The sequence below is a fragment of the Acidovorax sp. 93 genome (assembly GCF_003633835.1).
In the GTDB taxonomy this organism is placed as follows: Bacteria; Pseudomonadota; Gammaproteobacteria; order Burkholderiales; family Burkholderiaceae_C; genus Acidovorax; species Acidovorax facilis.
Window position 1 is genome coordinate 1916703 of record NZ_RBIT01000001.1, and the last position, 24103, is coordinate 1940805.

Here is a 24103-nt window from a genome sequence, read left to right on the forward strand (position 1 = left end):
CCCTTGCCGGCCTCGCAGCGGTCAATTTTACAAGCAAAATTTGCTTCTGGCGCTTACCTATCAAGCGCCAGCAGCTATCAAAACAGAAGCACCCTCCAACAACAGACGGCCCTACACCACCGCCCCTGCCGGCGCCTCCCGCAGTGCGCTGGCAGGTCCGGGCCGCCCAAACAGGTAGCCCTGCCACATGTGGCAGCCCAGGCTGGCCAGCATGTCGCGCTGCTCGCAGGTTTCCACGCCTTCGGCAATCACGCCCAGGTCCAGGCTCTGGGCCAGGGTGACGATGGTGCGGGCAATGCTGGCATCGTTGGCGTCGGTGAGCAGGTCGCGCACAAAACTCTGGTCGATCTTGAGCTGGTCCAGCGGCAGGCGCTTGAGGTAGCTCAGGGACGAATACCCGGTGCCGAAGTCGTCGAGCGAAAACCCCAGGCCCAGCGCCCGCAGCGTGGTCATGCGCTCGACCGTGTCCTCCACGTCGTCAAGCAGCAGGGTCTCGGTCAGCTCCAGCTTCAAGCGCTGCGGATTGGCGCCCGTCTCTTCAAGCACCCCCAGCACCTCGTCCACAAAGTGCGGGTGGCGGAACTGGCGCGCACTCACGTTCACGGCCAAGGTCCAGTGCGCGGTTGCGGGGTCTTGGGCCCACTCCACCAGCTGCAGGCAGGCAGTGCGCAATATCCACGCCCCCAGCGGCACGATGAGGCCCGAGGCCTCGGCCACCGGAATGAACTCGGCCGGCGACACCAGCCCCCGCTGCGGGTGCTGCCAGCGCACCAGCGCCTCGGCCCCCACCATGCCGTGGGCTTGGCTGATCTGGGCCTGGTAGTGCAGCAGGAACTGGCCGTCACGCAAGGCCTCGCGCATCCCGGACTCCAGGGCCGTGCGCGCCGTGACGGCGGCCTGTGTGCGCGGATCAAAGAACCGCATCGTGTTGCGCCCGGCACCCTTGGCCTGGTACATGGCCATGTCGCCCCGCTTGAGCAGTTCGTCCACTGAGCCCTGCGCATCGGCATACAGCGCCACGCCGATGCTGCACGAGCTGTGGTACGTGTGCCCCCCGAGCGGATAGCCTTGCGCCAATGCGAGCAGCACCGCGCGCCCCACGGTTTCTGCCTGGGCGGCGGCTTCGTGGGCCTGTGGGCTCAGCCCCTCGATCAGCAGCACAAATTCGTCGCCCCCCAGCCGCGCCACGGTGTCGCCGCTGCGCACACAGCCGCCCAGGCGGGCCGCCACCTGGCGCAAGAGCTGGTCACCAAACTCGTGGCCCTGCGTATCGTTCAGATCCTTGAAGTTGTCCAGGTCCACAAACAGCAGCGCCCCGCCCGCACCGGAGCGCGCCGAGGTGGCCAGGCTGTGCTGCAGGCGGTCGTTCATGAGGCGGCGGTTGGGCAGACCGGTGAGCGGGTCGTAGAACGCGAGCAGGCGGATCTCCTCCTCGGCCGCCTTGCGGTGCGAGATGTCGGTCAGCGTGCCCACATAGTGCGTGACCTCGCCTTGTGCAGAACGCACAGCCGTCACCGTGATCCACGCGGGGTACACCTCGCCGTTCTTGCGCCGGTTCCACACTTCGCCCTGCCAGGCACCGGTGCTGCGCAGCGCACTGTGCAGGCCTTCGTAAAACTGCGCATCGTGGCGGCCAGACTGCAGCAATGCGGGGGTCTGGCCCACCAGCTCCTCCACCGTATACCCCGTGAGGCGTGCATACGACTGATTGGCCTTCAGGATGCGCTGGTCCGGCCCCGTAACCACCATGCCCTCGAACGACTCGAACACGGACGCCGCGATCCGCAGCGACTCCTCGGCCCGGCGGCGCTCGGTGATGTCGGTGGAGATGCCGCACAGCGCGTGGATGCTGCCGTCGGGCAGGCGAAGGGGAATCTTGACCGACAGGTAGGCACGGGTCACGCCATCGGCCAGGTGGGTATTGACCTCTTCCACCTCCAGCCGCTCGCCGTGCTCCAGAACGCGCCGGTCGTTCTCCTGGATCTGTACGGCAGTGGCCTGGTCAAAAAAAGCCGTGTCATCCTGCCCCACCACTTCGCTCGCGGGCCGCCCGAACAGCTCCAGGATATGGTGGTTCGCATATTGGTAGCGATAGTCCCGCCCCTTGATGTAGATGAAGGCGCCCACGCTGTCGAGGATGGCAGCCAGCTTCTGCTCGCTGACCTGAAGGTGGCGTGTGCGCTCCTGCACCTTGCGCTGCAGCACCACGGCCGAGAGCGCGGCCAGCAGCCCGAACAACGCCAGCCCCGCCACGCCCCACCACGCCCAGGGGGGAATGCGCGCGCCCTGCTCTTGCCCGCCCCAGCGGCGTAGAACCTGGGTGTATTGCGTGTCGGCACCGCTGCGCCAGTCCTGCACTGATCGATCAATGGCATCCAGCACATCGGCGTTGCGTCCGAGGCCGGTGGCAAAGTACAAGGTGGCGGGCTGGAACACGATGCCCGAATCCGCCAGCCCATACTGGGCCGCATGAAAGTTGCCGAACAGGTGGTTGGCAATCACCGCATCCGCATCGCCGTTCTGTACAAATTCGAAAGCCTCTGTCAGTGTGGACGCGTCGATCAGCAGCACCGCGATGCCAAAACTGTCCATCATGCTCTGGAAGGTTGCGCGCTGCACCGAGCCCTTGAGCACCGCCACGCGCTTGCCCGCCAGGTCGAACATCGACTGGATGGAACTGCCCCGCGCGCGGTAGACCTGCGACCAGCTGTGCAGCACAGGCGAGGCATGAAAGTCGAACAGCCGCTCGCGCTCGCTGGTGCGGGCGACGTCGGGCATCAGGTCAATCTGCCCGGCTGCCAGCGCATCCAGACAGTCCTGCCAATCGCAGGGCACATAGCGCAGTGTCCACTGCTCTCGGGTGGCCACCAGCTGCAGCAGGTCCACAAAGATGCCTGAGGGCTTGCCCTCCGCGTTCACAAACACCTTCGGTTCGTTGGAATACACCCCCACGCGCAGCTCGCGCGGAGCCGCCATCGCAACGCCACATGCCCACAGCAACGCCAACAGCACTGCCCATCGCAGCCAGCCGACGCAATGGCTCCCGAACCGGTACACGCATGGACTCACAGCTTGGCCCTATCGAAATCAGGGAAATAAGACCCATGGTAACGAAAGCTTGCAAAAACATCCAAATGCAATCTGCCACCGCCGGGCTTGGAGTAGCATGTGCCCACCCCCGCTTCGCCCAGGAGACAGCGATGCCCCACGAACGCCGCCACTTTGTCCGCGTCGGCTTTGACGCACCGGCCCTGCTGACCACATCCACCGACGCATTCAGCGTGCATGTGCTGGACCTGTCCCTCAAAGGCGCGTTGATCACGGTGCCCGCGCAGGCCGACCTGGAGCCGGGCATGCTCTGCCAGCTGACCATTCCCCTGGCCGAAACCGGCAACCACATCGCCATGTCCACCGAAGTCGCACATACCGAAGGCCTGCACACCGGCCTGCTGTGCCGGGGCATCGATCTGGACAGCGTGACCCACCTGCGCCGACTGATCGAACTGCAATTGGGCGACCCCGCCTTGCTGGAGCGGGATCTGGGCGAGCTGACGCTGGCTACGCCATCCCACTGACCCGAGGCATGAAAAAAGGGCTGCCGATGGCAGCCCCTGATTCCGATTCCCTGCCTGGCCACACGCCAACGGGCCACAGCGGCTGCTGCCACTGCTACGGCCCCTACTGAGCCTCCTGCTCCTGCAGCGCCCGCCACATCACCTTGCCACTGCCACTCTTGGGCAACGCCGCCACAAATTGCACAATGCGCGGCACCTTGTAGACCGCCATGTTCTCGCGGCACCAGTCGATGATCTGCTGCTCGGTCGTGTTCTGGTGCGTGGCGCGCAGCACCACCACGGCCTTCACCGTCTCGCCCCGGTAGCTGTCTTTGGCGGCGATGATGCAGGCCTCCTGAATGGCCGGGTGGCGGAACATCAGCGCCTCCACCTCGGCAGGCCAGACCTTGAAACCGCTCGCGTTGATCATGCGCTTGAGCCGGTCGGTCAAAAAGAAATAGCCGTCCTCGTCCATGCGCCCCAGATCCCCCGAACGGAAGAACCGCTTGCCCTCGAACTCGATGAAGGCCGAGGCCGTGGCATCCGGCCGCTTCCAGTAACCCTCGAACACCTCGGGGCCATGGATGATGATCTCGCCCTGCTCGCCCACCGGCAGCTCCTGCAGCGTGTCGGGGTCGATCACCCGCGCGTCGGTGCTCATGAACGGAATGCCCAGGCACTGCTGCTTGGGGTGGTCGGGCGGGTTGGCGTGCGACGGAGCGGCTGTCTCGGTCAGGCCATAGCCCTCGGAATACCGCAGGCCATACTGCTCCAGCAAGCGCTGCGCCACTGCCTGCGGCATGGCGGCCCCACCCCCACCGATATAGGCCAGGCTGGACAGGTCATAGCTGGCAAAGTTCGGGCTGCCCAGCAGGTCGATGACCATGGTGGGAATGTTGGTCCAGGTGGTGACCTGGTAGCGCGATATCAGGCGCCCAGCCAGGTCGCGGTCCCACCGGGGCATGATGACCAGCGTGGCGCCGCAGTAGATCGACGTGTGCATCACGCTCACCATGCCGGTGATGTGGAACATGGGCACCACCGCCAGCGTCACATTGTCGGCTGACCCATTGCCCCACAGGCTGGCGGCCACCGTGTTGTGCATGATGCTTTTGTGCAGGTGCATACAGCCCTTGGGCAGGCCTGTGGTGCCACTGGTGTAGGGCAGCAGCGCCAGGTCGGCCGGGCCTACCGACAGGGCGGGTGGCGCGTCCGCACAGGCCAGGGCGTCCGTCCAGGCGTGGGCCTGCCCGCCCTCCAGTGCAGGCAGCGGGTGGCGCGTGCCAAGCCAGTCCATCCATGCTTCGGGCGGCGCATCGATGCCGGTCACGTTCACGTCGAACGCATCCGAAAACTGCGTGACCACCAGATGCGCCAGCCGCTCGCCAGGGGCCAACGCATTGTTGGCCTTGACCATCTCTGGGGCCAGGTCACCCGTGGTGATCGCCACCTTGGTGTCGGGATCGGTGATGTAGTGCTTGAGCTCTTCGGCCCGGTTCATGGGGTTGACCGGCACCACCACCGCATTGGCCCGCAGGATGGCGAAATGCGCCATCACCAGCTGCGGGCAGTTCTGCATGCACAGCACCACACGGTCGCCGCGCTGCACGCCCAGCTGGGCCAGCCGCGCAGCCAGGCGCTCCGCGCCTTCCATCAATTGCCGATAGCTGACCGTGGTCCCAAAAAACACCAGCGCCGCCTTGTCGGGGTAGCGGCGTGCATTGGTGGCTAGGTTGTCCCACAGCGAGGTGGACGGCAGGGTGATGGACTTGGGCAGCCGGCGGGGCCAGAACTTGTAGTGAGCGCGCATGGAGCAGGGATTCCTTTGAAGAACACAGCCTAGTTCGCATGGTGCCCCACGGCATTGGGGATGGCACTGATGCTGCGTCGCGCATGTGACGCAGAGGTACCGGTCGCACGCGGCGCAGTGGCCACAGGCTGGCGGCGCAGCGCCAGCGCTTCTGGGGCAGCTGTGATCGAGATGCGTCGGCTACCATCGTCGCCACGCCGCTTGTTCCTCCTACCTACCAAGACTCGACGACATGCTGACCCTCGTCTACTACGCCCTGATGCTCCTGGTCGGTTACTTCTTTTACCGGTACGGACAGAAGTTGCTCAACCAGGGCTTGCGCGACGAGAACGATGAGTTCACCAAACCACCTGTCGGGCCCATCGGCTTCTTGCTCGTTGCCGGTTTGGGTTGCTACCTTTTGTTCGAAGCCCTGCGCGCAGTGGTGCTGCGAGAAATTCCCTGCGTTGGAAAGGGCTGCGCCGGGCAGGTCTACACCCTGGCAGAGCATTCCGGCCAGTACTGGGCCAACCTGTTTTTTGTGGTGTGGTTGGTGCTCGCCCTGGGCTACACGATGTACGTGACGATCAAGATCTGGACCAGGGGGTAAGGCGCAGGCCTCCACCCCGGCCATCAGCTATTGACCTGCGCCCACAGCTTGTCCAGCCGCTTCACGCTCACTGGCTGGGGCGTGCGCAGCTCCTGCGCAAAGAAGCTCACGCGCAGCTCCTCCAGCAGCCAGCGCAGCTCTTGCATGCGCGCATCCACCTGCCCCTTGCGCTCGGACACCAGGCGCCAGTAGCGCTGCTCTTGCGGGCGCAGCTCGGCCAGCTTGGCAGCGTCGCGGGCGGGGTCGGCGCGGTATTTATCCAGCCGCAGCGTGATGGCTTTGAGGTAGCGGGCGTAGTGGGCCAGTTGCGTCCACGGCGCCACGGCAATGAAGTTCTTGGGCACCAGGCGCTGCAGCTGCTGCAGTGCGTCCGCTGTGGCTTCGGGGGCGTTTTTGGTGTCCTTGATCTTGCGGGCGGCGGCTGCGTATTCGGTGAGGATGGTGGCGGCCAGGCGCGCCACCTCATTGGCGATCAACGTGAGGCGCCCCCTGCCCTCTTCTACGCGGCGTTTGAAGGCAACTTCGTCGGTGGGCAGCGGGTCGAGCAAAAAGGCCCGGTCCAGCGCCACGTCGATGATCTGGGTGCGCAGCTCTTCTTGTGTACCCAGGGGCATGTAGGCCACGGCCATCTTCTGCAGGTCGGGGATGTTTTTTTCCAGGTACTTGAGGGCGTCCTTGATCTGCAGCGCAAACAGGCGGCGCAGGCCCGCGCGGTGTTTGGCGGCGGCGACTTCGGGCTCGTCAAAAACCTCGATGGTCACAGCGTCGCCGCCGTCGATGAGCGCCGGAAAGCCGATCAGCGTCTGCCCGGCCTTTTTGATCTCCATCAGTTCGGGCAGCTCGCCAAACGTCCAGGTGGTGTAGCGCTGGCCTGCGGGGGGCGATGGGGTGACGCTCGCAGGTTTCGCGGTAGCGGGCGCTGCCCCCTTTACTCCTGATTTAGTAGCTGCTTGCGCTTTACCATCAAGCGCTGGAGGCATTTTTGATTCATTTTTTTCACTCTCTGCCGCCCCGCCACCGAGCTTGAGCCCTGCCAGCGCCTGGAATGCGCCGCGCGCCTTGGCGCCCCATTCGGCCTTGAGCGCGCCCAGGTTTCGGCCGTGGCCCAGCTGGCGGCCGTGCTCATCCACCACGCGGAAGTTCATGAACAGGTGGGGGCTGAGCATGTCGAGCTTGAAGTCCGCCCGCTTCACATCCAGCGAGGTTTCGTCGCGCACCTGCTTGAGCAACACATCGGTAAGGCTGCCGGTGCCAAAACGTTCGGGCGTGCCCAGCAGCGCGGCCAGGCGGGTGGCGGACTCGGGCAGCGGCACAAAGCGGCTGCGTGGGCGCTGCGGCAGGCTTTTGAGCAGCGCCTGGACCTTGTCCTTGAGCATGCCCGGCACCAGCCATTCACAGCGCTCGTCGCTCACCTGGTTGAGCACGAAGAGCGGAATGGTCACGGTGATGCCGTCGCGCGCATCGCCGGGCTCGTGCAGGTAGCTGGCGGCGCAGTCCACACCACCGAGGCGCACGGTGCGTGGGAAGGCATTGGTGGTGATGCCTGCGGCCTCGTGGCGCATCAGTTCTTCGCGGGTGAGCTTGAGCAGGTCGGGCTGCTTTTTACTTTCTTCGCGGTACCACGCCTCAAAGCTGTGGCCGCTGCATACCTCGGGCGGCAGCTGCTGGTCGTAGAAGGCGTAGATGAGTTCGTCGTCCACCAGCACGTCCTGGCGGCGCGACTTGTGCTCCAGCTCTTCGACCTTGGCAATGAGCTTCTGGTTGGCGGCCAGGAAAGGCAGCTTGGTCTCCCAGTTGCCACCCACCAGCGCCTCGCGGATGAACACCTCGCGCGCGGCATGGGGGTCTACCTTGCCGAAGTTCACGCGGCGGTTGTTGTAGACCACGATGCCGTAGAGCGTGGCGCGCTCCAGCGCCACCACTTCCGCAGACTTTTTCTCCCAGTGCGGGTCAAGCAGTTGCTTGCGCAGCACATGCCCGCCAATCTGCTCCAGCCACTGCGGCTCGATGGCCGCGATGCCCCGACCGAACAGGCGTGTGGTTTCCACCAGTTCCGACGCCACGATCCAGCGGCCGGGCTTCTTGTTCAGGTGCGCACCGGGGTGTTTGTAGAACTTGATCCCGCGCGCGCCCAGGTACCAGTCTTCTTCGTCGCTCTTGGCGCCCACGTTGCCCAGCAGCCCGGCCAGCATCGACAGGTGAAGCTGCTCGTAGCTGGCGGGCTGGGTGTTGATCTGCCACTTGTGCTCGGTGACCACCGTGAGCAGCTGGGTGTGGATGTCGCGCCACTCGCGCAGGCGGCGGATGCTGATGAAGTTCTGGCGCAGCAGCTGCTCGTACTGGCGGTTGCTGAGTTTGTGAGTCGCAGCGGGGACGGCGGCGGGTACAGCAGGCGCTGCGGCAGGACTGCCCCCGCCACTGCGCTGCGCCACCGGCAAGTAGGCCTGCGAAGGCGCCTTCTGCGCGGCCATGGCCTTTTGCGCACGGGCCGACGGCAGGCTGGGCGCTCCGCCCCGCGCTTCGTTGATCCACTTCCACAGCTTGAGGTAGCCGCTGAACTCGCTCTTATCGTCGTCGAACTTGGCGTGCGCCTGGTCGGCCTGCTGCTGCGCCTCCATGGGGCGGTCGCGCACGTCCTGCACGCTCAGGGCGCTGGCAATCACCAGCACTTCATCGAGCGCCTTGCGGTCGCGCGCCTCGATGATCATGCGGCCCACGCGCGGGTCCAGCGGCAGGCGCGACAGTTCCACGCCCATGGGGGTCAGCTCGTTGGCGTCGTCCACCGCACCCAGCTCGGCCAGCAGCTGGTAGCCGTCGGCAATCGCGCGGCCCGAAGGCGCCTCGATGAAGGGGAACTGCGTCACGTCGCCCAGGTGCAGCGACTTCATGCGCAGGATGACGCCTGCCAGCGATGACCGCAGGATTTCGGGGTCGGTAAAACGGGGGCGGCCATTGAAACCGGCCTCGTCATACAGGCGAATGCAGATGCCGTTGGCCACTCGGCCGCAGCGGCCAGCACGCTGGTTGGCGGCGGCCTGGCTGACGGGCTCGACCAGCAGCTGCTCGACTTTGCTACGGAAAGAATAGCGCTTCACGCGCGCTGTTCCTGCGTCAATGACGTACCGCACGCCTGGTACGGTGAGCGAAGTCTCGGCCACATTGGTGGCCAGCACGATGCGGCGGCCTGTGTGGCCGTCAAAGATGCGGTCCTGCTCCGCCTGGGATAGGCGCGCAAACAGCGGCAGCACCTCGGCGTTGCGCATCACGGGCTGGTGCGACAGGTGCTTGCGCAGGTGGTCGGCGGCCTCGCGGATCTCGCGCTCGCCGGGCAAAAACACCAGGATGTCACCGGCCGCATTGCCTTGCCAGAGTTCGTCCACGCCATCGGCAATGGCCTCGTTCAGGCCGTAGTCGCGGCTTTCTTCAAACGGGCGATAGCGCTGCTCCACCGGGAAGGTGCGGCCCGACACCATGATGACGGGGGCCGGGCCCTTGGCCGACTCAAAGTGCTTGGCAAACCGGTCCGCATCAATCGTGGCCGAGGTAACGATGACCTTCAGATCAGGCCTGCGCGGCAGGATCTGACGGATGTAGCCCAGCAGGAAGTCGATGTTGAGGCTACGTTCGTGCGCCTCGTCAATGATGATGGTGTCGTAGTTCTTGAGCAGCGGGTCGGTCTGCGTCTCGGCCAGCAAGATACCGTCGGTCATGAGCTTGACGGAGGCATCGCGGGAGAGGCGGTCCTGGAACCGCACCTTGAAGCCCACCACATCACCCAGCGGCGTGTTCAGCTCTTCGGCAATGCGCTTGGCCACGCTGCTGGCCGCAATGCGGCGCGGCTGGGTGTGGCCGATGAGCTGGCCCTTGGTGCCTGGCTTGGCGTTGCACTTGCCCCGGCCCAGCGCCAGTGCAATCTTGGGCAACTGCGTGGTCTTGCCTGAGCCCGTTTCGCCGCACACGATGATGACCTGGTGCTTCTTGATGGCCTCCATGATCTCTTCGCGCTTGCCCGATACGGGCAGGGACTCAGGAAAGGTGATGCGCAGCGGCGCAGTGCGCGGGGCGGTTGGCAAGGGGTGGGGAGGCGCGGATTCGGTCATGGAGGGCTGCATTATCCGAGCCGGGCGTTGGCCGCGTGCAACACGGGCCATGCGCGCGGTTGCCAGCCCGGGTGCGGGGCTTCCACAATCGCGCCTCGACTGGCGATGCCTCCGCGGCCAATGCCCCCAGGAATACCGAATGCCCCGACAGCCATCCGCCCAGAACCTTGTTGATCAGCCCCGCCTTTTTCCTGCATCGCGCCGTGGTTGGCTGACCTGGGCGGGCACCAGCGCGATGGCTTCGCTGCTGCCCGGTTGTGGTGGCAGCAGCACTGCGTCCCCCACCCTCACAACGACCATTGCCTGGGGTCGCAAGGAAATTCGCGAAGCCATGCAAAGCAGCAAGATGCGGGCGGCCTCCGTGGCACTGCTGCACAACGACCACATCGTCTGGCAAGAGGCCTTCGGGGCGCTGGATGCAAACGCCACCACGCCCGCCACGCCCGACACACGCTTTAACGTCGGCTCCGTCAGCAAGGTGCTCGCGGCGCTGGCCATCATGGTGCTGGTAGACCGCAGGCTGGTGCAGTTGGATGCCCCGGTGGTGGGCTACCTGCCGCAGTTCGCGATGCTGTCGCCGGGCTACCGCGACATCACCGTCCGGCACCTGCTGAGCCATGCCTCGGGGTTGCCCGGCACCTACCTGCACAACATGTTTGCCTTTGCGCCGCTGCCGGGCTATGCCGCCGAGGTGGAGACAGCCATGGCCAATGTGCACCTCAAGCACGCCCCCGGCGCCATGGCAGTGTACTGCAACGACGGTTTCACGCTGATCGAGCGCATCGTGCTGGCCGTCACCGGGCAAACCTACCCGGCGTTTGTACAGTCCGCCCTGCTCAACCCGCTGGGCATGGCCCGATCAGGCTACACGCTGCAGCCGTTGCCACCGGGCAACTTTGCCCCCGGCAGCATCAACGACGCGCCGCAGGGCCAGGAGTTCGTGATGGGCTACGCCACGGGCGGGCTGTGCACCACACCCGGCGACATGATGAAGCTGGCCGCCATGCTCATCCAGGGCGGCGAGCACGATGGCCAGCGCATCGTGTCGAAAACCAGCGTGGCCGAGATGGGCAGGATTCAGAACCAGGGCATGCACCCCAGCCTCACCCCCGACTGGCAGTCGGGCCTGGGCTGGGACAGTGCGCGGCACCCGGGCCTGAATGCTGCGGGCGTGCTCGCGTGGCAAAAGAGCGGCGGCACCATGTTTTATTCCAGCGACTTCTGCGTGCTGCCCCAGGCGGGCATGGCGGTCATGATCACCGGCAACGCCGCCAGCTTCAAGCCGGGCCCGATTGCCGAGGGAATTGCGCTGCGCGCCTTGCAGGAGACGGGGCAACTGCGTGTGCTGCCGCCCCGGGTCTCGACCGCCGCCCCCGCCATGGCCACCGCATCCTCCAGCGCGGTGGATGCCCTGCTCGGCATCTATGGCAACTATTCCGCGCCCATCAAAGCCGTCTCGCCCGATCGCCAACAGGTTGACCTGTGGTCGTGGAACCCAAAACTGCAGGACTGGAAAAACCTGAGCACCGGGCTTCGCCTGCGCAGCGATGGCTGGTGGTGGTCAGACACCCAGCCTGGCACCCACTACCGCTGGGAGCAGTCCGAAGGCCGCCGCTATCTCCTTGCGCGCGAGGCCGCCACGGCGGGGCACTACTGGATCACAGTGCCCATCGGCCAACAAATGCCGCCCGCACCCGGCCCCCTTGCCGCCCCCTGGACTGCGCGGCTCGACAGCACCTGGCTGCTGACCAACGAAGCACCCACATCCATTCCGCTGGCCATTGGCGTGGGGGCCTCCAGACTTCGGGAGCTGCCCGAACTGCCCGGCTACCTGTTCTGGGACGAGAGCCAGTTCCTGCTGCCCTTGTCGGCGGACCGGGCCGGCATGACCGTGCAGGTGCCGCTCAACGCGGGCCGTGATCTGGTGGAACTGGTCGTGCAGACACGCGACAAAGAGGAATGGCTGCACGCTGCTGGCTGGATCTACCGGCGCCAAGCCTGAAAATTGCGCTGTTCACCCCCACCGCACTGTTCTTTTCAAGCGACAAATTCAGCCGATTGCGGCGCCTTCGGCTTGCCAAGCACCGGGGGCATCGCCACAATTCGCGCTTCTTTCAGGCCGCGCCCGCCGCAACGGCAGCCCCTGAAAACACTGGAGGTCACCACCATGTTTGTTCCCTTGTTCGCTCCCGCCTGACCACAGTCCACCGCCCCGGCTGGACTGTGCATTCACAGCAATTCCAGCCACGGCAAGCGCGTTTCTGCACCTTTCATTGCAGCGCCCCACAAGCCCTGGCTCCATTGCCGGGGTTTTTTGTTTGTGGAGTGCACATGAGTGCCAAAAAACTGTCTCGGGCCTTCGCCCAGGGCGAGCTTAAGAAGCTGCGCCGCATGAAGGCGCCCCTGGTGTTGAAGCTCGAAGCCTCGGGCCCGCCCCGAAATCCTGTGGCCGTCGCGCTGGCCCAACGCAGCCTGTCCAGTGCGGCAGGCAAGCACATACGAACCCGTGGGGCCCAGCGCCGCGCGGACAACGTCGCCCTGCGCAAGGCGATCCAGACATCCCGCTTCACCGAAAGCGACTGATACAAAACGATTGAAAACCATGGACCTTTCTACCCTTCAAGAAACCACGCCGCGCGAGCGGCACACACCGGGCGCTGCCCACCGGGAGCTCCTGGCCGAGCGGCAGCAGGCGCTGGCAAATGCCGCAGCACAGCTCAAGGCCGAGCTGTTTGGCATCGACGACGTGATCGACCGCGTGATCGATGCCATCCGCGCCTGGTACGTTTTGCCCCAGCTCATCACCCGCCCCGTCATCGTCTGCCTGTGGGGCCTGACGGGCACGGGCAAGACCCAGCTCACGCGGCGCCTGGCGCAGCTGCTGGGCTTTTACGACCGCTTTGTCGAAGTGCAGATGGACGGCTTCAGCCACGGCGCGAGCTACCGCAGCTCGTCCATCTCGGGCATGCTGGGCGACTCCGGCATCCACGAGGGCGCACCAGGCATGCTGGTGCTGGACGAGTTCCAGCGCTTTCGCACGGTGAGCTCCAAGGGCGAGGAGGTCAAGGTGGAGCGCTACCAGGATGTATGGACGCTGCTGTCCGACGGGCGCTTGCCGCCCGCTTTGAGCGCCCTGACCAACATCGAGCGCAAGCTGGCCGATGCGCACTACGAAGCCGAACGGGCCGACGACAACGAGGAGGGGCGCGCCGGCAAGAAGCCCTACCGCTTTCAGCTCGACGCCTGGGATGCGCAGGAACTCAAGCGCATGCTGAAGCTGCAAGAGCCACTTGCCGAGATCATGCAGTGGCCTCCCGCACAGGTGCAGGCCCTGTTCACACGGTTCCAGCAGTCGCTTTCGTCCTGGGAGACCGACTACAGCAAGCTGCTGGTGTTCGTCTGCGGCAACCTCGACGAGATGTACCACGAGACCGCGCAGCGCGTGGAAGACTGCGACACCGATGCCGACATCTTCCACCGCCTCACGTGCAAGCTCTCCCTCATCGATGTGAAGAAGGCGCTCAGCGAACGCTTCAAGCCCGAGCAGATCGCCCGGCTGGGCAACGAGCATGTGATCTACCCATCGTTCAACAAGGCCACCTACGAGCAGCTCATCCGCAACCTGTGTGCGCGGTATTGCGACGACATTGCCGCCCAGTGCGGCGTGCGCTTTGCCATCGGGCAGGACGTGCACGATGAACTGTATGCCAACGCGGTGTTTCCGGCCCAGGGCACGCGGCCGCTGTTCTCGTCGGTGCATGCCATCCTGAGCGCCAATTTGATCAACGCCGCGCTCTGGGTGCTGGAACAGCAGCTGCCCCTGGCGCAGGACTTTGGCATCACGCTGGCGACCGACAAGCGCCATCTGGTGGTCCTGGGCGCTAGCGCCCAAGGCATTGAGCAGCAGGCGCAATTTGCGGTGACGCTGGAGCTCAACCGCCTCAAGCAGCGCGCCAATGCCGACTTCCGCGCACTGCTGGCCGTGCACGAAGCAGGCCACGGGCTGGTCTACTGCCTGCTGTTCGGCCAAGCCCCGCAGGAGGTGAAGATCAACATCGCCTCGTTCGAGGGCGGCTACAACAGCTTTGCGGGCCTGAAGGTCACAACGAGGCAGAACGCGCTCGACATGATGTGCGTGGGTCTGGCGGGCCGCGTGGCCGAGGAGCTGGTGTTTGGTGAAATGGCCTGCACGACCGGCGCGGAGCAGGACTACAAGCAGGTCACGGCCGAGGCTGCGCGCTTCATCCGCCACCATGGATTTGGCACGCGACTGTCCCGCACCGACGTCACGGTGGAGCTGGACAACCACCTCAACACCGACGTGGAACCCAGCAACGCCGCCATCGAGGAACTGCTGCAGTCCCAATACCAGCGCGCCAGCGCCCTGCTGGGCCAGTACCGGGGTGCCCTCACCCGCCTGGTAGAGGCCCTGCTGGACCACGGCATGATCGCCCAGCCCGAGATGCAGGTGCTGATGGCTCAAAGTGGCGTGGCCATTGCGGTGGCAGCCCAGACGGGGCCTGACGAAGCTTTGATCCTGGAGCCCTTTGCGGCCCGGCTGGCGGCGTTTCGGCAACAAACCGGGGGCCAGGCTGCAACTGCCCCAGACAGCGAAAGCCCTGCATGCTTATGATGCGCGACTTGGCGGCCCTGCTCAGCTGCCTTTCATTGCCAGTTTTTCCGTAGCTCCAAGGCCACCCACCGCTCTCCACTGCCATGTCCGCCGTTTTCAACTTCACCTTCGTCCCCTGGTTCCGCTCGGTGGCGCCTTACATCCACAAGTTCCGCAACCAGACGTTTGTGATCGGGCTCACGGGGGAGGCCATTGCGGCCGGCAAGCTGCACAGCATTGCGCAAGACCTGGCACTGATCCAGGCCATGGGCGTAAAGATTGTTCTGGTACACGGTTTTCGCCCACAGGTGAACGAACAGCTGGCCGCCAAGGGGCATGCAGCCAAGTATTCGCATGGCATCCGCATCACCGACTCGGTGGCGCTCGATTGCGCGCAGGAGGCTGCGGGCCAGTTGCGTTATGAAATCGAGGCCGCCTTCAGCCAGGGGCTGCCCAACACGCCCATGGCGGGTGCCACCGTGCGGGTGATCTCGGGCAACTTCCTGACCGCGCGGCCCGTGGGCATCGTGGATGGGGTGGATTTTCAGCACTCGGGCCTGGTGCGCAAGGTAGACGTGGCGGGCATCCAGCGCACGCTGGACATGGGTGCGCTGGTGCTGCTGTCGCCGTTTGGCTTCTCGCCCACGGGCGAGGCTTTCAACCTGAGCATGGAAGAAGTGGCCACCAGCGTGGCCATTGAGCTGCGGGCCGACAAGCTGATCTTCTTGACCGAGGTGCAAGGCATCCGCATGTCGCCCACCGAGCCCGAGAGCGACGACAACCCCATCGACACCGAGCTGCCGCTGGCCGCCGCGCAAGCCTTGCTGGCGCAGCTACCACCCGCACAGCAGCCCACGGACACGGGCTTTTACCTGCAGCACTGCGTGAAGGCCTGCAAGGCCGGCGTGGAGCGCAGCCACATCCTGCCGTTTGCGGTGGATGGATCACTGTTGCTGGAGGTGTATGTGCACGATGGCATCGGCACCATGGTCATTGACGAAAAGCTGGAAGAGCTGCGCGAGGCCACGATTGACGACGTGGGCGGCATCCTTCAGCTCATCGAGCCGTTTGAGAAAGACGGCACGCTGGTCAAGCGCGACCGCACCGAGATCGAACGCGACATTGCCACCTACACCATCATCGAGCACGATGGAGTGATCTTTGGCTGCGCAGCGCTCTACCCCTACCCCGAGGCCAAGACGGCCGAGATGGCCGCCGTGACGGTGTCACCGCAAAGCCAGGGCACGGGCGATGGAGAAAAGCTGCTCAAGCGCATCGAGCAACGCGCGCGGCTGCAAGGGCTGGACAGTATCTTTGTGCTCACCACCCGCACCATGCACTGGTTCATCAAGCGCGGATTCCAGCCTGTGGACCCGGACTGGCTGCCCGATGCGCGCAAGCGCAAGTACAACTGGGACCGGCGCAGCCAGGTGCTGGTCAAGAAGCTGTAGTCACTCTGGATAGAGGGGCCGCGCAAATCAGCTGCGGAGTTGCTTGAGCCCCCAAAAAAGCACAAACAGGCCAAGCAGTGCAAAAACCATCGCGGGTCCGTACTGCCCGACCGCGAGGTAGGCCAAGTGAAACACGAAGCCAGCCTTTCCACCGTACGGTGGCGCCCAAGGGGCAATCACCAGCCACATACCCGTAGCAACAAACACGACGCCAATGGCTGTGATGAGTACCCACGCAGATTTGCCAGGTACTTTTGTTGCGTGCGTCATGGTGTTCTCGCCCCTATCTGAGTGCGACGATGTTACTGTGCGCTCTGCTACCCATTCTGGATCGCGGTGGCCACGGCCCGCGCCACCTGGGCGATCGCCGCATCGCGCTGCTCGGGCTTGGCGGTAGACCGCGTGAGGTAACACGTCACCAGCACCGGGGCGCCGCCAGCCGGAGGCCACAAAACCGCTACGTCATTCGCAGTGCCGCTGTCACTGGCAGTGCCCGTCTTGTCCCCCACCTTCCAGCCCGGCACACCCGCGCGCAGGCGCTTGTCGCCCGTGCTCGTCTCTACCAGCCAGCGCTGCAGCCACGCGCGCGACGGGGGCGTGAGTACATCGCCCAGCACCAGCTTTTGCAGGGTCTGCAGCATGGCCTGCGGCGTGGTCGTGTCGCGCGGGTCGCCCACCTTGGCTTCGTTCAACGTGGGCTCGGTGCGGTCCAGCCGTGTGACGCTGTCGCCCAGTGACCGCACAAAGGCCGTGAACCCCGCCGGGCCGCCGTGGCGCGCCAGCAGCACGTTGGCGGCGGTGTTATCGCTCAGGCTCACGGTGGCGGAGCACAGCTCGCCGACCGTCAACCCGCCCCCATCGCCCGCACGGGGGCCGCTGACGGGTGAATACGCCACCACATCGCCCGCAGCGTAGTGCACGCGGGCATCCAGTCGCTCCTTGCCCTGGTCCACCAGCGCCAGCATCCAGCCCGCCAGCACCGCCTTGAAGGTGCTGGCCATGGCAAAGCGCTCGTCCTGGCGCCAGCCCAACTGCAGGCCCGAGCCCGTGTCCAGCATGGCCACGCCCAAGCGGCCCTGGGCAGTGCGTTCGATGTTGGCGAGGGTCTCGTTCCATTCGCGGGTGGTCTTGTCGCGGTTCGCTGCGTTGCTGGTGGCCGCGCAACCCCAAAGAGGCATGGTGGCAGCCGCCGTCAAACCCAAGGAAAACTGTCGTCTTTGCATAAAAATTGGAGGTGAGTGAAGACAAGGCCTGAACGATAAAGAGCTTGAGCCCAAAGCACCATCGACAATAATTGCCGCCAGCCCCTAGAAAAACTTATGCATCTCCCGCTCAATGCCCTGCGCGCGTTCGAAGCCTCGGCGCGCCACCTCAACCTGACGCGGGCGGCCCAGGAGTTGCACGTCACGCAGACAGCGGTCAGCCAGCACATCCGCAAGCTCGAAGACCGCCTGGGCAAGCCACTGTTTCGCCGCCTGCCGCGTGGCCTGGCGTTGACGGACGAAGGCCAGGCGCTGCTGCCAGTGGTGACGGAATCGTTCTCCCACCTGGCGCGTGCCCTGGAAAAACTGGGCGACACCCGCCCGCGCGAAGTGCTGACCGTGGGCGCCGTGGGCACCTTTGCCGTGGGCTGGCTGCTGCCCCGACTGCGCGACTTTCAGCAGGCCTGCCCGTTTGTGGACCTGCGTCTGCTCACGCACAACAACCGGGTGGACATGGCGGGCGAAGGGCTGGACTATGCGATCCGCTTTGGGGACGGCGCCTGGCATGGCACACATGCCGAACGCATCATGGACGCGCCCATGTCTGTAATGTGCACCCCGGCCCTGGCCAACAGCCTGCGGGTGCCATCAGACCTGGCGCGCCAGCCCCTGCTGCGAAGCTACCGCACCGACGAATGGTCCGCCTGGTTCGAGGCGGCCGGCGTGCCCTGCCCCGTTGTGCGCGGCGCGGTGTTCGACTCGTCGCTCACCCTGGCCGAAGCGGCGGCCCAGGGCGCGGGCGCCGCGCTGCTCCCGGCGTGCATGTTCGAACGCGAACTGCGCCAGGGCCGCCTGGTGCGACCGTTCGCGCTGGAACTGCGCCGGGGCGCCTACTGGCTCACACGGCTGCAATCCCGGCCCGTGACGGCGGCCATGCACGCCTTTCACGGCTGGCTCGCCACAGCTCAGAAAACTAAACAAAAATAGGCTTCATCGCTTTACCCATAAGCGTTAACAGCTATTAATTGAGGAGCAATCAAGCCCTGCGCCGCTGCGCCACCATGCCCAGCGCCCCTGCCATCACTCCCAGCAGCAGCAGGGCCCAGGGGGACAGCGCGGGGATCGCTTGCAGGGCGGCGGCCAGCGGCATCACCGGGTCGGCGATCACGCCGGGCGCAGCATCGTCGTCGCCAGGCTGGTTATCGGTCACGTCAAAGCCCACGGTGGTGCTGCCCAGGCCCACGCTCGCAGGCACGATGAACTGGCCGCTGCCGGTGCGCTTGACGAAGTCCGCCACCGGCTGCGGCCAGGTGGTGGTCACGCGCACCGTGGCACCCGCGTCGCAGCCGATCAGCCTGAAGCGGAACGCGCCCTGCGGCGCCACCCGGCCAGGGGGCGGCGTGGCGGCCTCGAAGGCCGTGGCGGCTGGATCGAACTGGCACAGCGCCCCGCCATCGTTGCCAATGCTGGCGCTGGCCGGGCCGCCCGCGCCGCTGGCGGGCAAGGTGGTGCCAGTGAACGTTTTGAGCAGTGCCACGATGGCAAACGCTTGCTGCTGCCGCGCGGCGGCAGCGTAGTGGGCGTTGCCTGCCTGGTCGGCGTAGATGGTGCAAGTACCCGCGCCGTTGAAGCTGACCACCTGGCCCGCCACCGTGCAAGCGCCCGCAGTGGTGAACACCACGGGGTTGCCGGACGCGCCGCCCGTGGCCGCCACGGTGTAGGTTCTGCCCGCCACTGCGGGGCTGGGCGGCGTGGTGGTGAAGGCGATCACCTGGCCGGCCTGCACCACCGCTGTGCTTTGCGACACCCGGGGCGCGGCGGGATAAACCGCATCGCCCGCCTGGTCGGCGTGGATGGTGCAGGTGCCTGCGCCGTTGAAGCTGACCACCTGGCCCGCCACCGTGCAAGGGCCCACCGTGCTGAACACCACCGGGTTGCCGGACGCGCCGCCCGTGGCCGCCACGGTGTAGGTGCTGCCCGCGACTGCGGGGCTCGGCGGCATGGTGGTGAAGCTAACGGCCTGCGACGTGTAGGTGAAGTCGTCTTCCGGCACGTCGGGGCTGGCGTTTGCCCCCACGGTGTAGCGCACGCGCACGGTGCTGCCCGCCGTGCCGGGCGGCGCGGCTGCGGTCAGGCTCATCGAACCGTCCGCATGGGTGATCGAGCCCGTGGCGCTGACTGGCGTCCCGTCAAAGTTCAGCGTGCCGCCCGACAGGTTGAAGCCCCTGACGGTGACCGCGTAGCCCCCAGCGGGCGGCCCCTTGGCGGGGTCCAGCTCGGTGATGGATGGCAGCGTCGTGCTGACCTGCACCGCCCCGGCGTCGACGGCCGCGCCCACTGTGGCGGGCCGGGCCACGCCGCGCTGGTCGGTGGCGGGCTCGCCTGCGGCATAGCGGGAGGCGGCCCAGGCTCTGCTGGCAGGGCCTCCCGGCGGCATGGTCTGCGTGGGGCCACCATAGTCGCCCAGCGGTTGCAGGTAGAGGCCACCCACGCCTGAGGCTGGGGCGCGGATCACGTTCCAGTGGTCGACGGCCAGGTCGTCATCCGCCACGTCGCTGCCATAGACGTCCGTCAGGTAACTCTGGATGGCGTTGCCGGACACGATGGAATTGAACAACTGCACGACCGGCACCGTGCTGCCCGAGGATGGGATGTGGATGCCGCCACCCAAGCCCCCTGCCACGTTGTTCACGATGGTGCTGTTGTCGATGCGTGCCACGCTCGCGCCGCCGATCCAGCCTACGCTGATGGCGCCGCCATCGCCATCGCTGGTGTTGCCGGTGAAGGTGCTGTTGCTGATGCTGAAGTCGTCCGACGAGCGGAATGCGCCGCCTTTGGCGCCGCTGCGGTTGCCCGCGAACGTGCAGTTGCGCACGGTGATCGTCCCGTTGAAGACGGCCAGAGCGATGCCCCCGCCGTCCCCGCCCACGGTGCTGTGGGCGCGGTTGCCCGAGATGGTGCTGTTGCTGATCGTCAGCGCCGATGCCGCGATGCCGCCGCCGCCGCACACGTTGCCATGGCATGCGGACGAGAACACCTGGTTGCCGGAGAGGGTGCTGCGGTCGATGGTGAGCGCACCATACGACGCCACACCACCCCCGCTGTGCCCAAATTCGCCTTCACGCACCGTGTTGTTGGCGATGGTGCTGCGGTCGATGGTGATCACGCCGTTGGGTGAGTTGTAGATACCGCCGCCGCGCCAGCCGGTGGAATTGCCGCTGACCTCGCTGCGCACGATCGTGAGCCTGCCCGCGGGCCCGTTGCCGATGCCCGCGCCTACGTTGCCCGCCCACATGCCCGTGACCTTCACGTCGTCCAGCGTGAGCGTGCCCCAATTGGCGATACCGCCCACCGAGCCGGAGTTTCCGTTCATGTTTACGCCACCGTCCACCGCCGTCGTGCCGTTGGCGAACGCCAGTCCGCTGATATGCACCGGTCCGCTCACTGGCACCCCCGCGCTGGCCGTGCCAGCATTCACCTCCAGCAGGTGCACCGCGTTCTGGCCGTCGAGGGTGAGCAGGCTGGCGCCGGGGCCGCGCAGCGTGATGGCGCGGGCAATGACCAGCGGCCTGCCCACCGCCAGCACCTGCGACGCCGCAAACACCGCGCCGTCGAACGCTACGGTGTCGCCATGCTGCGCGGCCGCGATCGCATCGCGCAGGCTGCATGTTTGCGCATTGCCGGGCGCGCAGCGGGCCGCGCTGCCGCTGGCGGGGTCGTCCACCCGGTTTACCTGCCAAGTGGCCGCCCAGGCCAGCGGCGCTGCAGAGAGCATCAGCGATGCCATTCCCATTCGCATCCAACGAATCAAGACGTTTTTGCTCATTATTTGATAGCTTATTAATTAGACCAGATAAGCGCTAAAGCGCAATTTTCCTTAGAACCTGGCTTGGCGCCACGCCAGGGCGCCCACCAGCAAAGTGAGCAGCAACAGGGCCCATTCACTCAACGTGGGGATGTTGTGCGCGGCAGCCAGCGGCATCACAGGGTCCAAAATGACACCGTTCGCCGTCCAGTCGTCGTCGCCTAGCTGGCCGTCGGTCACGCTAAAGTGCACGGTGCTGCCGCTGATGACCAGATTGGACGGCGCAAAGAAACTGGCGCTGACAGCATTGCTCGCGGCCTTGCCGTACTTGGCGAACACGGTGACGGGCTGTGGCCAATGGGTGGTGATGGTCACGGTGGCCCCCGGCGTGCAGCCCACGAGCCGGAAGGCGAACATGCCTTGCGGTGCACCCTGCCCCGGCGGGGCAGCTGTGGCGGCAGTGAAGCGGGTGGCCGTCGTATCGAATTGGCAGGTCTCGCCGCCGCCCGACAGGCTGGCGCTGGCCGGCCCTGAGCTGCCCCCGCCGCTCGAGGGCACTGTCGGACCACTGAAGCTCGCGGAGCCGATCGTGAAGCTCTGCCGCGCCTGGGCGGCTGCGGCGTAGACAGCGTTGCCCGCCTGGTCGGCCTGGATGGAGCATGTGCCGGCGCCGGTAAAGGCCACCGCGCCGTTTGCCGCCACCGTGCAGGCACCCGGCGTGGATGCGGCCGTGTCGAAGCTGAACGTGACCGGCAGACCCGATCCGCCGCCCGTGGCCGCCGCCAGATAGGTCCCGCCCACCTTGGCGAACGCTGCAGGTGTTGTGGTGAAGCTGATGGACTGGCCCAGTTGCGCGCCATGCAGCACGTTGACGGCGAACGTTGCGGTGATGCCGGCGTCGCCCCTGCTAGTGACGGTCAGCGTGCGCGGGCCCACACCCGAGAACGTGACGGCGAACGGCACACTGCCGTCGCTTTGCTGAATGGCGCCGGGTAGGGAGTCGGCGGGGTTGCTGCTGGTGATGATCCAGCGCGTGGTGTCGTCGATGTTCTGGCCCACCGGGTCGGCCACGGCCAGCACGAAGGGCTGCGGCGCACCGGCACCGACCGCCACCACGGTGGCGCCAGGCGCCGTCTCCACACGGGCCGGACCGCTCAGCGACGGCAAGGGCAGCGGCAGGTTCTCGAAGTCGATGGCGGTGCGCAGGTTGTGCCCCGCCATGCTCACGATGCCGCGGTACGTGCCCACCACGCGGTTGGCCCTGGCTTCGTGAATGCCGTAGCCAATGTAGCTGGCCATGTCGCCCGACAGGCTCTGGGGGCCCAGGTCGGCGGGCACTTGGGCGCTGGCGCCGCTTTGGGGCAGAGCAAGGTCGATGTCTGCCGCATAGGGTACATGGCCGCCCGCTGCGGTGTCGGCCCAGGGCCCGATGACAATGACACGGCCCGAGCTGGTGAACGGCTGCCCGAGGCGGGCGCGCAGCGACAGCGCGCTGTGGCACGTGCCCGCGCTGCCCGTGTACTGCAGGCACAGGCTCAATGCATGTGTGCTGTCGTCCTTGTCGAAGTCGAAGGGTGACCGCCACACGTCCTTCTCAGGTTTGATGACGGTGATGAAACGCGGCGCATGCCCGGTGCGGGTGTTGCGGCTGCTGTCCAGCGTTATCGGCGATTGCACGTTGGTGGTGACGGCCGCCGCAAAGTCCTGGTTGCGGTTGCCGTTGTACGCGCTGGCCAGCGTGTCGATATAGCGATCGGTGGTATCGGCGACCACAGTCTGGCGAGGCGCGCTGCGGTCCAGTGCCGCCGTGGCGATGAGGTCCGCGCCCGGCGGCTCCGCCCAGCCGTCGTTCCACGATCGCACCACCTGACCGCTCACGTTGAACCTGCGTCGCCCGTAGACCTGCACCTGCGGCTGCGGCGTGGTCTGGTCCAGCACCGGCCCGTTCACATGCATGACCAGCGACTGCTTGCCTGCCATCGAACCCGTACTGAACAGCACCTGGCGCAGCGGAAAGCCGACTTCGAGCGGCTGCGGCTGCAACAGTGCATAGGCGCGGTCCCCTGCCGCGCCGCCAAGCCACAGGTTTTCGTCCTGCCGGAAGTCCTGCGCGGCGACGGTCGGGTCGGTGGACGACTGGCGCACGCTGGTGGAGGCATAGGGTCTGCTGCTGATGCCCGCCAGACCCTCCAGCGTGATCAGCAATTGCGCCTGGTGCAGCACGCGCGCCTGGCCCACCGGCTGCTCGCGGCTGGCGAACTCGAAGCTGCCGTAGGAACCATCGGTGTCCTGCGCGGCTTCCACGCGCAGCATCGATTCCACACCCTGCGCCAGCCGGTGCTTGACGAGCTCGGTCACGTCGAAGCTGTAGAAGCCGCGCTCGGTAATGCGCAAGGGCTGCGTCGGCCGGTCCGCATCGGTGGCACGCCCACCGACGGCGCTGGCCAGTTGCAGGTCGCAGGCGGGAGCCGTGCCCTCGTGCGCAAAGCAGTCTGCGCCCCCGGCCTGGTAGGCACCGAAGATGGCGATGTAGCCCGGGGTGGTCACCTTGTCGACATACAGCACCAGCCGTGCGCGCACCACCTTGCCGGCGTCGAGCGTATAGCTGTCATGGCCTACGGTGGCAACCGTGTTGTCGGTGTCCACATTCAGCTTGGTCAGCGCACCGTCTGGCAAGGTGGCATAAGAGAACTTCAACTGCGCGCTGGCCCCCTCGCTCACTGGCAGGCTGGTGCCGTGGGGCGCATAGCCCGCGCCGGTGGTGCTTCCGTCGGCCACCAGGGGCGCCTCGATCCACGACGGCTGGGCCACGCTGCAGGCCTGCAGCAGCAGCACCATGGCCAGCGCGCCCAGCGCCACCGCGCTGCGCGCGCGCAACCAGGCCCGGTGCATGAGCGGGGTGTGAAGGACTTTTTTGAGCATATTTTTAGCCTCTAGCGCTTTCTGATCAAGCGCTGACAGCTATAACTTCAATAGCAAA

Annotated in this window: 15 protein-coding genes; 7 read left to right on the forward strand and 8 right to left on the reverse strand. The window is 66.0% G+C overall.

Going from position 1 to position 24103, the window contains the following annotated elements; translation table 11 throughout:
* Window positions 1-111 precede the first annotated feature (111 nt).
* Window positions 112-2976, reverse strand: a complete 2865-nt coding sequence (locus C8C93_RS08700; RefSeq protein ID WP_233559274.1) for an EAL domain-containing protein — start codon at window positions 2974-2976, stop codon at window positions 112-114.
* 224 nt (window positions 2977-3200) lie between these two features.
* On the opposite strand from C8C93_RS08700, the gene C8C93_RS08705 reads away from it, so the two are divergent.
* Complete coding sequence (locus tag C8C93_RS08705; RefSeq protein ID WP_121506593.1) at window positions 3201-3575, forward strand: PilZ domain-containing protein; 375 nt, start codon at window positions 3201-3203, stop codon at window positions 3573-3575.
* A 103-nt stretch (window positions 3576-3678) separates the two neighbouring features.
* On the opposite strand, the gene C8C93_RS08710 is transcribed toward C8C93_RS08705, so the two are convergent.
* Window positions 3679-5364: a long-chain fatty acid--CoA ligase gene (locus C8C93_RS08710; RefSeq protein ID WP_121506594.1), complete on the reverse strand. Its 1686-nt coding sequence runs from the start codon at window positions 5362-5364 to the stop codon at window positions 3679-3681.
* Window positions 5365-5596: 232 nt separating this feature from the next.
* On the opposite strand from C8C93_RS08710, the gene C8C93_RS08715 reads away from it, so the two are divergent.
* A complete protein-coding gene (locus C8C93_RS08715) occupies window positions 5597-5953 on the forward strand; it encodes a hypothetical protein (protein WP_121506595.1) in 357 nt (118 codons plus the stop codon).
* A gap of 23 nt (window positions 5954-5976) precedes the next feature.
* On the opposite strand, the gene hrpA is transcribed toward C8C93_RS08715, so the two are convergent.
* A complete protein-coding gene (hrpA, locus tag C8C93_RS08720) occupies window positions 5977-10053 on the reverse strand; it encodes an ATP-dependent RNA helicase HrpA (protein WP_121508708.1) in 4077 nt (1358 codons plus the stop codon).
* A 139-nt stretch (window positions 10054-10192) separates the two neighbouring features.
* Between hrpA and C8C93_RS08725 the strand changes: the two genes are divergently transcribed.
* The gene (locus tag C8C93_RS08725) at window positions 10193-12055 is read left to right on the forward strand and encodes a serine hydrolase (protein ID WP_121506596.1); all 1863 of its coding nucleotides are present in this window, start codon (window positions 10193-10195) and stop codon (window positions 12053-12055) included.
* A gap of 35 nt (window positions 12056-12090) precedes the next feature.
* On the opposite strand, the gene C8C93_RS25560 is transcribed toward C8C93_RS08725, so the two are convergent.
* Complete coding sequence (locus C8C93_RS25560) at window positions 12091-12222, reverse strand: hypothetical protein (protein WP_255424281.1); 132 nt, start codon at window positions 12220-12222, stop codon at window positions 12091-12093.
* 162 nt (window positions 12223-12384) lie between these two features.
* On the opposite strand from C8C93_RS25560, the gene C8C93_RS08730 reads away from it, so the two are divergent.
* From C8C93_RS08730 to argA, 3 genes are all read left to right on the forward strand, one after another.
* Window positions 12385-12636 (forward strand): hypothetical protein, encoded by a 252-nt coding sequence (locus C8C93_RS08730; RefSeq protein ID WP_055397472.1) that lies wholly within the window; start codon window positions 12385-12387, stop codon window positions 12634-12636.
* Between the two features lie 19 nt (window positions 12637-12655).
* Window positions 12656-14686 carry an AAA family ATPase gene (locus tag C8C93_RS08735; protein ID WP_233559276.1) on the forward strand — a complete coding sequence of 677 codons (2031 nt, stop codon included), beginning with the start codon at window positions 12656-12658 and terminating at the stop codon, window positions 14684-14686.
* Window positions 14687-14769: 83 nt separating this feature from the next.
* The gene (gene argA / locus C8C93_RS08740) at window positions 14770-16116 is read left to right on the forward strand and encodes an amino-acid N-acetyltransferase (protein ID WP_055397476.1); all 1347 of its coding nucleotides are present in this window, start codon (window positions 14770-14772) and stop codon (window positions 16114-16116) included.
* Window positions 16117-16143: 27 nt separating this feature from the next.
* Here argA and C8C93_RS24945 read toward each other — a convergent pair whose 3' ends face one another.
* Together C8C93_RS24945 and bla are read right to left on the reverse strand one after the other, a co-directional pair.
* Window positions 16144-16386, reverse strand: coding sequence for a hypothetical protein (locus C8C93_RS24945; protein ID WP_147433229.1), 243 nt, complete (start codon window positions 16384-16386; stop codon window positions 16144-16146).
* Between the two features lie 47 nt (window positions 16387-16433).
* Window positions 16434-17339, reverse strand: a complete 906-nt coding sequence (bla, locus tag C8C93_RS08745) for a class A beta-lactamase (RefSeq protein WP_121506597.1) — start codon at window positions 17337-17339, stop codon at window positions 16434-16436.
* A gap of 96 nt (window positions 17340-17435) precedes the next feature.
* Between bla and C8C93_RS08750 the strand changes: the two genes are divergently transcribed.
* The gene (locus C8C93_RS08750) at window positions 17436-18305 is read left to right on the forward strand and encodes a LysR family transcriptional regulator (RefSeq protein WP_121506598.1); all 870 of its coding nucleotides are present in this window, start codon (window positions 17436-17438) and stop codon (window positions 18303-18305) included.
* A gap of 49 nt (window positions 18306-18354) precedes the next feature.
* Here the strand turns inward: C8C93_RS08750 and C8C93_RS08755 are convergent, their stop codons facing one another.
* Both C8C93_RS08755 and C8C93_RS08760 read right to left on the reverse strand, forming a co-directional pair.
* The gene (locus tag C8C93_RS08755; protein WP_158603257.1) at window positions 18355-21105 is read right to left on the reverse strand and encodes an IPTL-CTERM sorting domain-containing protein; all 2751 of its coding nucleotides are present in this window, start codon (window positions 21103-21105) and stop codon (window positions 18355-18357) included.
* Window positions 21106-21195: 90 nt separating this feature from the next.
* Window positions 21196-24045 (reverse strand): IPTL-CTERM sorting domain-containing protein, encoded by a 2850-nt coding sequence (locus C8C93_RS08760; protein ID WP_121506600.1) that lies wholly within the window; start codon window positions 24043-24045, stop codon window positions 21196-21198.
* Window positions 24046-24103: the final 58 nt, after the last annotated feature.

What these genes read in the sequence shown, in the direction of transcription:
- C8C93_RS08735 (WP_233559276.1), top strand. Translation starts at nt 12,656, where the DNA reads ATGGACCTTTCTACCCTTCAAGAAACCACGCCGCGCGAGCGGCACACA.
- C8C93_RS08755 (WP_158603257.1), bottom strand. Translation starts at nt 21,105, where the DNA reads ATGGCATCGCTGATGCTCTCTGCAGCGCCGCTGGCCTGGGCGGCCACT.
- hrpA (WP_121508708.1), bottom strand. Translation starts at nt 10,053, where the DNA reads ATGACCGAATCCGCGCCTCCCCACCCCTTGCCAACCGCCCCGCGCACT.
- C8C93_RS08750 (WP_121506598.1), top strand. Translation starts at nt 17,436, where the DNA reads ATGCATCTCCCGCTCAATGCCCTGCGCGCGTTCGAAGCCTCGGCGCGC.
- C8C93_RS08725 (WP_121506596.1), top strand. Translation starts at nt 10,193, where the DNA reads ATGCCCCGACAGCCATCCGCCCAGAACCTTGTTGATCAGCCCCGCCTT.
- C8C93_RS08730 (WP_055397472.1), top strand. Translation starts at nt 12,385, where the DNA reads ATGAGTGCCAAAAAACTGTCTCGGGCCTTCGCCCAGGGCGAGCTTAAG.
- bla (WP_121506597.1), bottom strand. Translation starts at nt 17,339, where the DNA reads ATGCAAAGACGACAGTTTTCCTTGGGTTTGACGGCGGCTGCCACCATG.
- C8C93_RS25560 (WP_255424281.1), bottom strand. Translation starts at nt 12,222, where the DNA reads ATGGTGGTGACCTCCAGTGTTTTCAGGGGCTGCCGTTGCGGCGGGCGC.
- C8C93_RS08705 (WP_121506593.1), top strand. Translation starts at nt 3,201, where the DNA reads ATGCCCCACGAACGCCGCCACTTTGTCCGCGTCGGCTTTGACGCACCG.
- C8C93_RS08715 (WP_121506595.1), top strand. Translation starts at nt 5,597, where the DNA reads ATGCTGACCCTCGTCTACTACGCCCTGATGCTCCTGGTCGGTTACTTC.
- argA (WP_055397476.1), top strand. Translation starts at nt 14,770, where the DNA reads ATGTCCGCCGTTTTCAACTTCACCTTCGTCCCCTGGTTCCGCTCGGTG.
- C8C93_RS24945 (WP_147433229.1), bottom strand. Translation starts at nt 16,386, where the DNA reads ATGACGCACGCAACAAAAGTACCTGGCAAATCTGCGTGGGTACTCATC.
- C8C93_RS08710 (WP_121506594.1), bottom strand. Translation starts at nt 5,364, where the DNA reads ATGCGCGCTCACTACAAGTTCTGGCCCCGCCGGCTGCCCAAGTCCATC.
- C8C93_RS08700 (WP_233559274.1), bottom strand. Translation starts at nt 2,976, where the DNA reads ATGGCGGCTCCGCGCGAGCTGCGCGTGGGGGTGTATTCCAACGAACCG.
- C8C93_RS08760 (WP_121506600.1), bottom strand. Translation starts at nt 24,045, where the DNA reads ATGCTCAAAAAAGTCCTTCACACCCCGCTCATGCACCGGGCCTGGTTG.